The organism is Haloarcula rubripromontorii (genome assembly GCF_001280425.1).
Classification (GTDB): domain Archaea; phylum Halobacteriota; class Halobacteria; order Halobacteriales; family Haloarculaceae; genus Haloarcula; species Haloarcula rubripromontorii.
Window position 1 is genome coordinate 378,802 of the sequence record NZ_LIUF01000001.1, and the last position, 13,106, is coordinate 391,907.

At 63.7% G+C, this 13,106-nt stretch carries 12 protein-coding genes; 10 read left to right on the forward strand and 2 right to left on the reverse strand.

The window, feature by feature from the left end; translation table 11 throughout:
• Window positions 1-121: 121 nt before the first annotated feature.
• From AMS69_RS01950 to AMS69_RS01980, 7 genes are all read left to right on the forward strand, one after another.
• On the forward strand, window positions 122-1,813 hold the full coding sequence (locus AMS69_RS01950) for a bacterio-opsin activator domain-containing protein (RefSeq protein WP_053966415.1): 1,692 nt from the start codon (window positions 122-124) through the stop codon (window positions 1,811-1,813).
• 70 nt (window positions 1,814-1,883) lie between these two features.
• A complete protein-coding gene (acs, locus tag AMS69_RS01955) occupies window positions 1,884-3,878 on the forward strand; it encodes an acetate--CoA ligase (RefSeq protein WP_053966416.1) in 1,995 nt (664 codons plus the stop codon).
• Window positions 3,879-3,923: 45 nt separating this feature from the next.
• Complete coding sequence (locus AMS69_RS01960; RefSeq protein ID WP_053966417.1) at window positions 3,924-4,358, forward strand: DUF4212 domain-containing protein; 435 nt, start codon at window positions 3,924-3,926, stop codon at window positions 4,356-4,358.
• Window positions 4,355-6,025, forward strand: a complete 1,671-nt coding sequence (locus tag AMS69_RS01965; RefSeq protein ID WP_053966418.1) for a sodium:solute symporter family transporter — start codon at window positions 4,355-4,357, stop codon at window positions 6,023-6,025. Before AMS69_RS01960 ends, AMS69_RS01965 begins: the two co-directional genes overlap by 4 nt.
• 4 nt (window positions 6,026-6,029) lie before the next feature.
• Window positions 6,030-6,503: a universal stress protein gene (locus AMS69_RS01970; protein ID WP_053966419.1), complete on the forward strand. Its 474-nt coding sequence runs from the start codon at window positions 6,030-6,032 to the stop codon at window positions 6,501-6,503.
• A 52-nt stretch (window positions 6,504-6,555) separates the two neighbouring features.
• On the forward strand, window positions 6,556-6,771 hold the full coding sequence (locus AMS69_RS01975; protein WP_053966420.1) for a hypothetical protein: 216 nt from the start codon (window positions 6,556-6,558) through the stop codon (window positions 6,769-6,771).
• 212 nt (window positions 6,772-6,983) lie between these two features.
• Window positions 6,984-7,208 carry a hypothetical protein gene (locus tag AMS69_RS01980; protein ID WP_238378332.1) on the forward strand — a complete coding sequence of 75 codons (225 nt, stop codon included), beginning with the start codon at window positions 6,984-6,986 and terminating at the stop codon, window positions 7,206-7,208.
• A 282-nt stretch (window positions 7,209-7,490) separates the two neighbouring features.
• Here AMS69_RS01980 and AMS69_RS01985 read toward each other — a convergent pair whose 3' ends face one another.
• Together AMS69_RS01985 and AMS69_RS01990 are read right to left on the reverse strand one after the other, a co-directional pair.
• Window positions 7,491-8,357, reverse strand: a complete 867-nt coding sequence (locus AMS69_RS01985) for a CheF family chemotaxis protein (protein WP_053966422.1) — start codon at window positions 8,355-8,357, stop codon at window positions 7,491-7,493.
• Window positions 8,358-8,412: 55 nt separating this feature from the next.
• Entirely contained in the window at window positions 8,413-9,225 is an 813-nt protein-coding gene (locus AMS69_RS01990) for an undecaprenyl-diphosphate phosphatase (protein WP_053966423.1), read from the reverse strand.
• Between the two features lie 89 nt (window positions 9,226-9,314).
• On the opposite strand from AMS69_RS01990, the gene AMS69_RS01995 reads away from it, so the two are divergent.
• From AMS69_RS01995 to AMS69_RS02005, 3 genes are all read left to right on the forward strand, one after another.
• Window positions 9,315-10,430 (forward strand): mechanosensitive ion channel family protein, encoded by a 1,116-nt coding sequence (locus AMS69_RS01995; protein WP_053966424.1) that lies wholly within the window; start codon window positions 9,315-9,317, stop codon window positions 10,428-10,430.
• A gap of 81 nt (window positions 10,431-10,511) precedes the next feature.
• Window positions 10,512-11,789, forward strand: a complete 1,278-nt coding sequence (locus AMS69_RS02000) for a tRNA pseudouridine(54/55) synthase Pus10 (protein WP_053966425.1) — start codon at window positions 10,512-10,514, stop codon at window positions 11,787-11,789.
• 128 nt (window positions 11,790-11,917) lie between these two features.
• Window positions 11,918-13,075, forward strand: a complete 1,158-nt coding sequence (locus AMS69_RS02005; RefSeq protein WP_053966426.1) for a hypothetical protein — start codon at window positions 11,918-11,920, stop codon at window positions 13,073-13,075.
• Window positions 13,076-13,106: the final 31 nt, after the last annotated feature.

Below are 13,106 nucleotides of genomic sequence, written 5' to 3' on the forward strand. Positions count from 1 at the left end.
TTTTTCCGAAGTCTTTCTCTGCCAGCGCCGACGGTGATAGGCGCTTCGTAGTTCTCTACTCGAAGATAGCCGTGTCTTTGGCGCAATACTTATTTCGATATCCTGTGAATTTCCGAAATAGATGGGCGGCACAACTGACCGCATCGGCGAGCGAGGGTACGAACAGCTTCGACGCGCGGCCGAGACACACCGGTCTGACCTCGTCCTCCGACTCGGTGCCGAGGTGGGACTCCGTCCGGCAGAGATGACCGCTGTACGGCTAGCCGACATCACCGAGTTCGATGGGCATCGCCTGCTTGCTGTTCGGGAAAACGGTGCCGTGGTCCGCGAGACCTACCTCCCGGACTCGGTCGAACACGATATACGAAAGTACGCAAACGCGGCCGGAGGGGACGACGACGAGCCGCTGTTTTCCGTCTCTGCACGTCGGCTCCAGATGCTCGTCAGCGAGGTAGCCGACCGAGCCGCCGAGACGACACCGCACCTGAAGGACGTGTCTTCGCGTGACCTCCGGTGGCGGTTCGCGGCGAGCCTGCTGGACGACGGCGTCGCGCCGGACATCGTCTGTGCACTCGGCGGCTGGGACCGCCTCGACCGACTTGACCCCTTACTTGACGAACCGGACCGCCAAACCATCGTCGCGGCCATCGACGGGTCTAGCGGGCAGGCGGCCGCAAGCGAGCCGCAACGGGCCGTCAGCTGGATTACGGCAGTCAGCGAGGCGCTTGCGGCCGCCGCGACCGGTGAGGGAATTGCGACAACAGTCTGTGACCACCTGACAGAAGCAGCGGGCTTCGAGTTCGCCTGGCTCGCCGAACGGACCGGTGACGGACTGACACCGCATACGACGGCAGAAATCTCGGAAGCGGCTGTCGAGCAGCAGATCGACACCCACATCGAGTCAGTCACTGCTCTGCTTGACGTGGGTGAGGTTCGTATCGTCGACGACGACAGTGGCCCGGTCGCGCTGGTGCCACTCGTCAGGGAAGACACCATCTCCGGTGTTGTCGGAGTCGCAACGGGCGGGGGTCTCACTGATACCGAACGTGCCGTACTGTCGGCGCTTGGCGTGCAGGTCGGCCACGCACAGGTCGCCGCCGAACGCAAGCGCCTCCTGCTCGCCGACACGGTGACCGAGTTGGAGTTCCACTGTGGAGACGATCGGACGTTTACCGCCGGAGTGTCCGAAGCGTTACAGTGTACGGTCGAATTGTCTGGCGTTGTTCCCGTTGCGGGCCAGTCGCTGCTGTACTACCTGATGGTCGAAGGGGCCTCGGCCGACGCGATACTCTCGTATGCGGACGACGACGACGGCGTGGCCGACGCCAGACTCCTCGAAGAGCACAGCGACGGCGTACTACTGGAGGTCGTGGTCACCGACACGCCAGCACTCCAGCTCGTCGAAAGCGGTGGCCGCGTTCGCTCTGTGACAGCCACCGACGGCGTCGCGACTATCGCAGTCGAGCTTCCCAGCGAGGCCGACATCAGACCGACAGTCAACGCTGTCACTGACGCCTATCCAGAGACATCGTTGGCAGCGAAGCGAGAGACGGAACGACCGGCGGAGACGGACACCGGGTTCCGCGACCGACTGACCGACACTCTGTCAGACCGGCAAGAGACCGTCCTGCAGGCGGCCTACCACAGCGGCTATTTTGAATGGCCGCGCGGATCGACTGCTGAGGAGCTAGCGGACTCGCTGGATATCTCGTCGCCGACGCTGCACAATCACCTCAGAAAGGCCCAGCAGAAGGTCCTGACCGCGTTTTTCGACGACCGGCCGACCGAGCCCCGACAGCCGGCAGACAACTGAAACCCTGTTTCATGTTATCGTAGTTAGACCCCCCGTTTATATGGCCGCTGTGAAATATCGATGATAGACCATGTCAGATGAAGATGTCCAACTCGAAGCACGGCTCGAAGAGCAGGAGGTTTTCGAGCCCCCGGAGTCGTTCGTCGAGCAGGCGAACGTCACGGACGAGGGTATCTACGAGGAGTTCGAGGAGAACTGGCCGGAGTGCTGGGAAGGGGCCGCCGACCTTCTCGACTGGGAGGAAGAGTACGATCAGGTACTCGACGATTCGAACCCGCCGTTCTACGAGTGGTTCACCGACGGCACACTGAACGCGTCGACCAACTGTCTTGACCGGCATCTGGAAGAGCGCGGCGACGAGGCCGCTATCGAATGGGTCGGTGAGCCGGTCGAGGAAGACAACGTCACCTACACCTACGAGGAACTTCATCAGAAGGTCAACGAGTTCGCGGCCGGCCTGCGCGAGATGGGTGTCGGCGAAGACGACGTCGTGACGATGTATATGCCGATGATTCCGCAGCTCCCCATCGCCATGCTGGCCTGTGCCCGCATCGGTGCGCCCCACTCCGTCGTCTTCGCCGGCTTCTCCGCGGACGCGCTTGCGACGCGGATGAACTCCGCTGATTCTGAGTATCTTGTTACCTGCGACGGCTACTACCGCCGCGGCGACCCGCTCGACCACCTCGACAAGGCCAACGAGGGACTGAGTGGTGTCGACCACGAGGTCGAGCGCGCCATCGTCGCCGAGCGCCTGATGGACGGCGACGGTTTCGATCACGACTACGCGGACAATCAGGTCGCCTTCGAGGATGTCGTCGCCGACAACGAAGGCGAGACGGTCGAACCAGTCGACCGCGACGCCGAGGACATGCTGTTCCTCATGTACACCTCCGGAACCACCGGGAAGCCGAAGGGCGTCAAACACTCCACGGGCGGCTACCTCGCGTGGGCGGCCTGGACCTCGCAGGCAGTGCTGGACATCAAACCCGAGGACACGTACTTCTGCTCGGCCGACATCGGCTGGATTACCGGCCACTCCTACATCGTCTACGGCCCGCTCGCGCTCGGCACCACGACGATGATGTACGAGGGGACGCCGGACTACCCCGACAAGGACCGCCTCTGGGACATCGTCGAGGAGTACGAGGCCGACCAACTGTACACCGCGCCGACGGCAATCCGCGCGTTCATGAAGTGGGGCAAGCAGTACCCCGAGCAACACGACCTCTCCAGCCTGCGGCTGCTGGGCACTGTCGGCGAGCCCATCAACCCCCGCGCCTGGAAGTGGTACTACAAACACATCGGCAACGAGGAGTGTCCCGTCGTCGACACCTGGTGGCAGACCGAGACCGGCGGCATGATGATAACGACACTCCCGGGCGTCAAGGACATGAAGCCGGGGTCAGCCGGGCCGCCGCTACCGGGCAACGACGTCCGTATCGTCGACACAGAGGGCGAGGAGGTCGAACCCGGCCGCGCCGGCTACCTGACTGTTGACAAGCCGTGGCCCGGGATGCTCCGAACGCTGTACAAGAACGACGAACGGTTCATCAACGAGTACTGGGCGGAGTACTCAGACACCGACAGCGACGACTCTGACGACTGGGTGTACTTCCCCGAAGACGGCGCGAAAATCGACGAGGACGGCTACATCACCGTCCTCGGCCGCGTCGACGACGTGATCAACGTCTCCGGTCACCGGCTCGGAACGATGGAAATCGAGAGTGCCATCGTCGGCGTCGAAGGCGTCGCCGAGGCCGCCGTCGTCGGCGGCGACCACGACATCAAGGGCGAGGCGGTGTACGCCTACGTCATCACCGAGGACGGCTACGAAGAGACAGAAGAACTCCGCAGTGCGATTATCGACGGTGTCGAAGACGCTATCGGGCCGATCGCTCGGCCGGAAGCGGTCATCTTCACGCCCGAACTGCCGAAGACCCGCTCCGGGAAGATCATGCGCCGCCTGCTAGAAGACATCGCTAACGGCGAGGAACTGGGCGATACGAGTACGCTGCGAAACCCTGACGTTGTCAGTGATATCGAGACCAAGGTCCAGGGTGACTGAGCCGTAGCGGCGAACAGCACCACGAATTCTCAAGCTTTCAAACCCATGTCAAGAGACACGCCTGCGGACCGAGAAGAGTCAACTATCCAACCAGACGGCGGTACAGCGCCCGCCCACGAGGACGTCGACTACCTCGACAGGGAGGTGAACCTGTTACGGCCAAGCACACCGTTTATGCGCGACCACCTGAAGATCATCTGGAGCAGTTTCGTGCTCTGGGCGCTGGTCGTGTTCGGGCCGGTGACGCTGACCGCACTTGCGCCGGAGATGATGACCGTGCAGACGCCCCTGTTCGGCTTCCCGCTGCACTACTTCCTCGTCTCGTTCGGTGCGCCAACGGGTGCGCTCATCCTGGCGGTGGTGTACACGCGCTACCGAGACGCGCTCGACCAGAAGTACGGTATCGACCCCGATTCCGTCGAGAGCACGGCCCCAGAGGCCGGCGAAGCGACGGCCGCTGACGGAGGTGTCGAGCAGTGACGGTCCCGCTACAGGCCGAAGCGCTCGACATCTCGTTCAAGCTCGTCCCGGCGATCATCGTCTTCCTGATGATGGCCTCGTTCCTCGTCATCGGCTACGTGTTCAAAGTGGCCGACACAGAAGGGATGTGGGTCGCAGGCCGCGGCATCGGCAACATCGAGAACGGGATGGCCATCGGCGCGAACTGGATGTCCGCCGCCTCGTACCTGGGGCTCGCCGGACTGGTTGCGCTCTCGGGGTTCTACGGGCTGGCGTTCATCGTCGGCTGGACGACCGGCTACTTCGTCCTGCTCATCTTCCTCGCGGCGCAGATGCGCCGCTTCGGGAAGTACACCGCGCCGGACTTCGTCGGCGACCGGTTCAATTCGCCGACCGCTCGCGCGCTAGCCGCGTTCACCACGCTACTCATCGCGTATGTCTACTCCGTCGGCCAGGCCCGCGGCATGGGGCTGGTCGGTCAGTACGTCTTCGGGCTGGAAATCATCCCGATGATCGTCGTGATGATGACCATCACTGTCGGCTACCTCGCGCTCTCGGGAATGCTGGGCGCGACGAAGAACATGGCCGTTCAGTACACCATCCTCATCGTCGCGTTCCTTGCCGGCGTGTACGTCGTCGGCTTCTCGCAGGGGTACTCGACGATACTCCCGCAGATCGAGTACGGCGCGCTGATCGCCGACCTCGGTCGCGAGTTCTCCGCACCGTTCGTGAACCAGCCGTTCTACCTCTGGATCGCGACGGCGTTCTCGCTCATCGTCGGGACCTGTGGCCTCCCGCACGTCCTCGTTCGGTTCTACACGGTCAGAAGCGAGCGCGTCGCTCGCTGGTCCTGCGTGTGGGGGCTGTTCTTCATCCTCCTGCTCTACTGGGCGTCGCCCGCGATGGCAGCCTTCGGCGTCGACCTGTTCCAGACGACGACCGGCGCGAGCGCCTACGCTGCTGAAGGCGGTATGTCCGGCGCTGAGGGTGACGTGATCGTCGTCCTCGCCGCGCAGTTTGCCAACCTCCCGACGTGGTTCGTCGGCCTCGTCGCGGCCGGTGCGATGGCCGCCGCCATCGCGACGACCGCCGGGCTGTTCATCACGGCCTCCTCCGCAGTCGCGCACGACATCTACACCGAACTGATCAACCCTGACGCGACCCAGCGCCAGCAGGTGCTCATCGGTCGCGGAACGATCATCGGCATGGGCGCGCTGGTGACGGTGACCGCGTTTAACCCACCGGCGCTCATCGGCGAACTGGTCGCCTACGCGTTCTCACTCGCGGGCACCGTACTGTTCCCGATGTTCTTCCTCGGCCTCTGGTGGGAGAACACGAACCGTCAGGGCGCACTGGCCGGGATGGTGCTCGGCCTGCTCATCTGGATCACCTCAATCATCAACAGCGTCCTGCCGAGCTACATCGGCGCGCTCGAAGCGATTGCCGGTGAAGGAGGGGCAATCGTTCCAATCTACGCCCAGTACGTCCCACCCATCGGCGCTGCGCTGATCGGGACGCCGCTCGTGTTCATCGTCACCATCGCCGTCTCGCTGGCGACGCCAGAGCCGCCCATGGAGACGAAGAAGATGGTGCGACAGTGTCACAGCCCCGAACCAATGGGACAGCAGGAGACCGCCGCAGACGTCGTCGGCGACAACACCGGCGGCGGCACCCCCGCAGACGACTAAACCAATGTACGACAACATCCTCGTTCCGACGGACGGCAGCGAAACCGCCGAAAACGCGGTCGACCAGGCAGTCGACATCGCCTCGAAGTACGGCGCGACGGTTCACGCGCTGTACGTCGTCGACGTCGACGCCACCAGCTACTCGCTGGGGACAGAGCAGGTCGACCGTATCCGACAGGGTTACCTCGACGAGATGACCGAAGTGAAAGCCGACGCAGACGAAGCGACCGGCTACGTTCGCGACCGGGCCGCCGAACACGGCGTCGAGGTCAAAGAGCACGTCACCGCCGGCGAGCCGGCCCGCGCCGTCCGGAAGTTCGTCGAGGACAACGATATCGATCTCATCGTGATGGGATCACACGGTCGCTCTGGCCTCAAGCGTGTCATTCTCGGTAGCGTCACGGAGAAGGTACTGCGCCGAACGCGGCTGCCGGTGCTGGTCGTCGACGTGCACGGTGACACGGACATCGAGGCGTGACTAGCATGGGACAGACCCGACACCGACCGCCACAGACGACGCGAGGTCGCCGATGAGCGTCGTCGACACCCTCCGTGACCACGTACGCGACCACAAGCGGGGGATGTTCGTCGACCTCGTGTTCGCCATCGCCTGGGTGACCGCCGTGAGCGTCATCTTCGACCTCCTGTCGGCTCCACAGTGGGCGTACTACCTGACGCTTGCCGCTGGCGTTGTCGCGTACTACGGCTTCTTCTGGTCGCTTGAGATGGCGATGGAACAGCAGTAAGTCGCCCTCTGTTTGCACGAAAGCGACGGGTCCCCGGCCGTTTCGCGGGACCCTCTGAGAACCACACAGCCGGTGGCCGAGTCGCCGCGATACCCGTACTATCCAAGCACCCCTCTATGCTCAGGCCTGGCGAATTTCGGCCCTGCCGGTAGTAATAATACCATGTAGGTGCATTGACCCTTTCGATGGCAGCAGTCGCTGTGGAGTCAGCAATGATATACGAAAGTTCAACAGGAGAGTACTACAGTGGTCTCGACATCTGGATGCGCTTCGAGTCGGGGTTCTGGGAACCACACGATTGGAGTCAGGCAACAGGCCAGGAATGGGTACAGACCGAGGCAGGTGACATCCTCACTCTGACGCCAGTCCCGGAATCAGCGCTCCCCGACGGAGTATCGGTGACGGAAGCTGAGGATGTCGAGTACCTGCCCGAGTAAGGACGGCAGGAGCAGGCGCAACGCTGTCTGAGCTGTCGGTGCTACAGCAAGACCCGCAGACGAACCACCGTTCCGAGTCATACTGAGTGCGCCGTTCGGCGGTGCTGTCCTACCGCTCGGCTCGGGACTGGATCACGCATGAGTTTTATTCGAGGCCCCTCGCTCGGGCGCTCGCTACTCATGGCTTTGCCGTTCGTTCTGTGGCGGGTAGCGCCACGCCGCTCACGGGTCACTATCTTCCCCGTTCGCTATCCGAGGGACCTCCTTCCGGTCGTCCCCTCGCTATTTTTCACTCATCGCTTCACTCGCCATATTCCGCCCCTGCGCGTTCAACGCGACTTCGGTCCGAACTCGGACCTCGTCAACCGCACCGATATCGAGCAGTTTCTGGTATATTTCTTCGACCTCGTCAGGTGTCGTCCCGACGAAGTCAGACATCTCGAACGGAGAGACACCGGAGTACAGCGCCATCAACACCTGACTCTCCATCTCCGAGAGTTCGTAATCGTCCTCGCGATCCTCGATAACGCGGGTAAAGAGTGTCTGCAGCGCCCGCGTATGGTGGTCCATCCCTGAGATGTGGGTTTCGACGCTGCGGTCCTCGTCGTCGGTGTGTTCGACCTCGATGACCTCCCGCTCCTGACCCATCACCGTGCTGGTCCCGGTTTCGATGGTCCCGACGTCTTCGATTTCGAATGACGTGCTCTTGCCGCCGGGGAACTGAAGGCGGATGATGTCGTCGTCCAGTTGAAACCGCGCCTTGCTCCACTCGGCATCCTCCTGAACCACGCCGCCGACGACCGCTTGCTGTCGCGCGAGGATGACCTCGCCCTGTAGCGTCGCCCGGACGTACTCCGTCTCGAAGTCGTCCAAATTCGGCGTATCGACCAGCAGAACGTTGTTTCCGACCTCCAGCGCGGTTGCGCCGCCGGTCCCACCGTCTGGAACCAGATCGTCGGGGTTCGACGGGAGGGTGATGCTGGAGTGGGGAATCGGCTGTTTCGAGCCGTTCGTCGCCAGAATGAGTCGCTTGTTGGTGACGATGAGTCGGCAGGAGCGCCACTTCGGGTCGGACACCTGGTCGCCGTCGCGGACGACGTACTGGAAGTCCCCCGACGTGTCGACTAGCTTGCGTTCGTCACCACTCATGGCCGCTGATATTAGGGATTTGACGCCGAAGGGTAAATAAGTTCCAGCACCGCTCTCACAGCGCGACAAGGAGTCCGCCGACGACGCCGAGCGCGCCAAACACCGTACAGACCGCCCAGAACGGGACCTGCCGCACCAGTCGGACCAGCGCGTCGACGGTGAGATAGCCGACGACAGCGCTGACGGCCAGGGCGACGACGGCCGGCAGCGGGTCGATTGCAGGAACGCCGTCGTCGACCAGCACAAGCGCATTCGCGCCGAGCGCGGCCGGAATCGACAGCAGGAACGAGAGGCGAAGCGACGACTCGCCCTCGTGGCCCCGGAGCAACAGCGCACTCACTGTCGTCCCGGACCGGGAGACACCGGGAAGAATAGCCAGCCCCTGCAACACACCGACGAGGACGGCGTCGAGCCAGTCGGGAACCTCACGCTCACCCAGCGACAGCGCCGCGGCGAACCGCTGGAGGAGGCCGGTGATGACAAGCAGGCCACCGACCAGCGCCAAGAAGAGCCCGCCCTCTAGCTCCGAGACGGCCGCGTCGAGGGCCATGTACGCGGGAAGTCCGGTGACAGCCGTCGCCGCCGTCGCGATGACGATAAACGAGAGGTCCGCCGTCTCGTCGGCGAACGGCCGGCGCGAGAGCTGTCGAATCGAGTGCAGAATCGTCCTGACCTCGGTGCGATAGTAGGCCGTGGCCGCGACAGCCGTCCCGGCGTGGAGAAAGAGCGCGAGGCGGGTCGCGGCGGCGGGCGAGACGCCCGTGACCACCGTCGAGGCGAGTGCGACGCCGCCCTCGCTGGAGACCGGAATCCACTCCAGCACTCCTTGCAGCAGACCCAGCAGAATAGCGACGAGAATCGGGTTCATACCCACGGAGCGGACGCCGCGGGACAAAGGCGGTTCGGTTCGCCCCGCTGACGGGACAGTATATATACGACCGGTAGCCAAGCGGAGGTATGCAACTGGGAAGCGGTGCTGTGGACCTGCTGTCTGGGCTGCCGGCCTGGCAGGGGTTTCTGCTACTCGTCGGCAGTGGGGTAGCCCTCGCGCTGGGCATTCGCGTGGTCGGTGACCGACTGCTCAGACGGATCACGCCCCGCATCGAGGGCGATGTCGACGATATCGTCTTCCGTGGAATTCACACCGCCATGTACGTCACGGTCGGCCTGGGCGGGGCCTACGCCGGCGCACAGATTTACGACGTCCGGCCGGCCGTCGCCGTCTCGCTGGAAGCCGGGACGCTCTCGCTGGTCGTCATCGTCTGGATGGTGACGCTGCTGCGCATCGGCCGCCAGGCGTCCGCCATCGCGACGGATTCGGCGTACATCGACCGCCAGATGGTCCCCATCCTCCAGAACGTCTGGAGCGCGGTCGTCTCCGGCGGGGGTATCCTGCTCCTGCTGGTCCTGTGGGACATCGACGTCACACCGCTACTGGCCTCAGCAGGGATTATGGGTATCATCGTCGGCTTGGCGGCCCGGGACACGCTGGCGAACTTCTTCGGCTCGCTGTCGCTGTATCTCGATGGAACGTACGCAGTTGGCGACTTTGTTGTCCTCGAAAGTGGCGAACGCGGCCGCGTCGAGGACATTTCCGTCCGCTCGACGGTCATCCGCACCCGCGACGACATCCTCGTCACCGTCCCGAACTCGAAGCTCAACAACGCCGCCATCGTCAACGAGTCGACGCCGCGGCGCAAGCGCCGGATTCGCGTCCCCGTCGGCGTCGCCTACGGAACGGACATCGACCGGGTCGAGGATATGCTTCTGGAACTAGCCGAAACCGAGGACCTCGTGCAGGAGCGACCGAACCCGCGAGTCCGGTTCCGGGCGTTCGGCGACTCGGCGCTGAACTTCGAGCTGCTGTGCTGGGTCGGCAATCCGGCTCTGACAGCCCGTGCCACGCACGAACTCAACAGCGCGATCTACAAACGGTTCCAGACCGAGGGCATCGAAATCCCGTTCCCACAGCAGTCTATCTCCATCTCGACCGAAGAGATTCCGGGCGACCTGTTCGGTCGGGGACAGTCGAAGGGCACAACCACGGACGGCGGCGGCATAGTTCGCGAGTGAGCGCGAACAGGTCACAGCGCCCACGACCCAGCGACCGAGAGGTCGAAACGCAGTTACGATGGCGACGCGTCGGCTCAGGCAATGAGCATACTGGAGGACGCCCGCGCGGCGCTTGCGACCGGGCCGCTGTGTGATTCCTGTCTCGGCCGGCTCTTCGCCGACCGGAGTTTCGGACTGGCCAACGCCCAGCGGGGCCACGCCCTGCGGGTGACGGTCGCGCTCGCGGACGACGACCCCTTCGAGGACAGCGAGGACTGCTGGGTCTGTGAAGGCGAGTGCGACCGCTTCGACTGGTGGGCCCAGCAGGCTGCCAGCGCGGTCCGTGGCTACGACTTCGACACATACCAGGTCGGGACGAAAGTGCCGCCGCTGCTCGAAGAGAACGACGAACTGCTCCGGGAGGACGTAGGCCTCGAACCGGACGCCGGCGAGGCGCTGAAGACCGAACTCAACCGCGAGGTCGGCAAGCGCATCGGCGACCTGACCGGCGCGGAAGTGGAGTTCGGCCGGCCGGAAGTCCAGCTCACACTCGACCTCGCGACGGACGAAGTGGAGACACACGTCAACTCGGCGTTTGTCTACGGCCGCTACCGCAAGCTCGAACGCGACATCCCCCAGACGAAGTGGCCCTGCAACGACTGCAACGGGACCGGGCTGTGGCAGGGCGAGCCCTGCGACGGCTGTGGCGGCAGCGGCTACCGCTACGACGAGAGCGTCGAGCAACTGTCCGCACCCGTCGTCCGCGAGGCGATGGACGGCGAGGAGGCCGTGTTCCACGGAGCCGGTCGCGAGGACGTCGACGCGCTGATGCTCGACTCCGGCCGCCCGTTTGTCATCGAGGTGATGGAACCCCGCAAACGCGACGTGGATACCGACGACCTCGAAGCCGATATTAACGCCTTCGCCGACGGGAAAGTCGAAGTGACGGACCTCCACCTGGCGACCCACGAGATGGTCGAGCGCGTCAAGGAACTAGACGCCTCCAAGACCTACCGGATGGACGTGGAGTTCGGGGAGCCGGTCGACGCCGATGCCCTGCAGGATGCGCTGGCGGAACTTGACGGGGCGACCATCCAACAGGAGACGCCCCAGCGTGTCACCCACCGACGGGCCGACATCACCCGGACGCGGACGGTGTACAACGCCGAGGGCGAACTGACCGACGAGCGCCACGCCGACCTCCGCATCCACGGCGAGGGCGGCCTGTACGTGAAGGAACTCGTCTCCAGCGACGAGGGGCGGACGGAGCCGAGCCTAGCCGGCCTGCTCGACACGGACGCAGTGGTGACCGCACTCGACGTGGTCGACGTACAGGGTGAGGACGAGCCGTTCGCGAAAGCCGAGTATCTCAAGGAGTAGTAGCCTGCTACTGGCAGCGCAACCACTACTGGCGCCGCAGTAGGGGGTCACTACGGGTGAAACGGTTGTGAACCGTCTAAGCGTTTTATTCGTACCCCAGATATATCAACGGTGCTGCGGGGAGACACATGACACGAGAGCAGACCACGTTTTCACGACGAGCGGTGTTACGCCACGGGACAGTCGCTGCCGGTGTGCTGGGATTCACAGTGGGCACAGCGAGCGCAGCGACGACAGTTTCCGGAGGCGGCGACGCGCTACAGACAGCCATCGACGACGCGAGCGACGGCGAGACGCTCACAGTCGGCGATTCAGCGACGTACGACCCTATTGTCGTCGACGTTGAGGTGACAATTGAGACGAGTGCGAGTCCGACAATCGAGGGGGATGGCGGGACTGACGCGGCGGTGAGTGTCAACGCAGACGGCGTCAAGCTTGACGGGTTCACCGTCACGAATCCGGGTGGATTGCTCGGCGTGAAAGTCGGGCGCGGCTACGACGACACGACCCTCAGTAACAATACAATCGAAGACATCGGCCCGACCGGCCGGCTCGGCGTGACCGGCGTCGTCGTCGGTCAGGGCGACCACTCGGGCATCGAGATCGTGAACAACACGATTCAGAACCTCGACCAGGAAACGACGGACGATTCGGGGTTCCCGACGGTCAACGGGGTACTCTTCGACGCCGACAACAGCGACCCTGGGACCGTGAGCGACACCACGGTCAACAACAACACGATTCGAGACATCGAGAGCGACATCGCGCCGCTCGGTATCGTCGTCCAGCACGAGACCGACGGCGTCGACATCAACAACAACGAGATTCGGGACCTCGAAGCCGCGGACGATACCGACTCTGACCCGTCCGACAGCGTGGACTTCGACTTCACGTTCGCACAGGGCATCAACATTGCATCGCCCTCGACGAACGAGACCACCATCGCCCACAACGTCATCGAGGACATCACCAGCGCGGAGACGATTCTTCCGGAAGCGGTCAAAATCGACGGTGACGGGGGTGGCCTGACGTTCCGGTCCAACCAACTGCTCGTCGCGGTCGGGCTGAACAACCGGAACGGGACCGACAGCGGGAATCGCGACCCGTCGAGCGACCCACAGGTCGACGCGAAGAACAACTACTGGGGGAGTCGCAAAGGGCCAGAAGAAGCCGATTTCAACCTAGACGCGGACGACGACGAGCGGAGCGATGTCGTCGGTAACGTCGACTTCGAGCCGTTCCTCCGGAACCCACCGGGCGGGAAGGGGCGCGGCCCCAACAACTAGCGACCCGGTCGCGACCGGAACCTGTTTTTAC

What these genes read in the sequence shown, in the direction of transcription:
- AMS69_RS01950 (WP_053966415.1), top strand. Translation starts at nt 122, where the DNA reads ATGGGCGGCACAACTGACCGCATCGGCGAGCGAGGGTACGAACAGCTT.
- acs (WP_053966416.1), top strand. Translation starts at nt 1,884, where the DNA reads ATGTCAGATGAAGATGTCCAACTCGAAGCACGGCTCGAAGAGCAGGAG.
- AMS69_RS01960 (WP_053966417.1), top strand. Translation starts at nt 3,924, where the DNA reads ATGTCAAGAGACACGCCTGCGGACCGAGAAGAGTCAACTATCCAACCA.
- AMS69_RS01970 (WP_053966419.1), top strand. Translation starts at nt 6,030, where the DNA reads ATGTACGACAACATCCTCGTTCCGACGGACGGCAGCGAAACCGCCGAA.
- AMS69_RS01975 (WP_053966420.1), top strand. Translation starts at nt 6,556, where the DNA reads ATGAGCGTCGTCGACACCCTCCGTGACCACGTACGCGACCACAAGCGG.
- AMS69_RS01980 (WP_238378332.1), top strand. Translation starts at nt 6,984, where the DNA reads ATGATATACGAAAGTTCAACAGGAGAGTACTACAGTGGTCTCGACATC.
- AMS69_RS01985 (WP_053966422.1), bottom strand. Translation starts at nt 8,357, where the DNA reads ATGAGTGGTGACGAACGCAAGCTAGTCGACACGTCGGGGGACTTCCAG.
- AMS69_RS01990 (WP_053966423.1), bottom strand. Translation starts at nt 9,225, where the DNA reads ATGAACCCGATTCTCGTCGCTATTCTGCTGGGTCTGCTGCAAGGAGTG.
- AMS69_RS01995 (WP_053966424.1), top strand. Translation starts at nt 9,315, where the DNA reads ATGCAACTGGGAAGCGGTGCTGTGGACCTGCTGTCTGGGCTGCCGGCC.
- AMS69_RS02000 (WP_053966425.1), top strand. Translation starts at nt 10,512, where the DNA reads ATGAGCATACTGGAGGACGCCCGCGCGGCGCTTGCGACCGGGCCGCTG.
- AMS69_RS02005 (WP_053966426.1), top strand. Translation starts at nt 11,918, where the DNA reads ATGACACGAGAGCAGACCACGTTTTCACGACGAGCGGTGTTACGCCAC.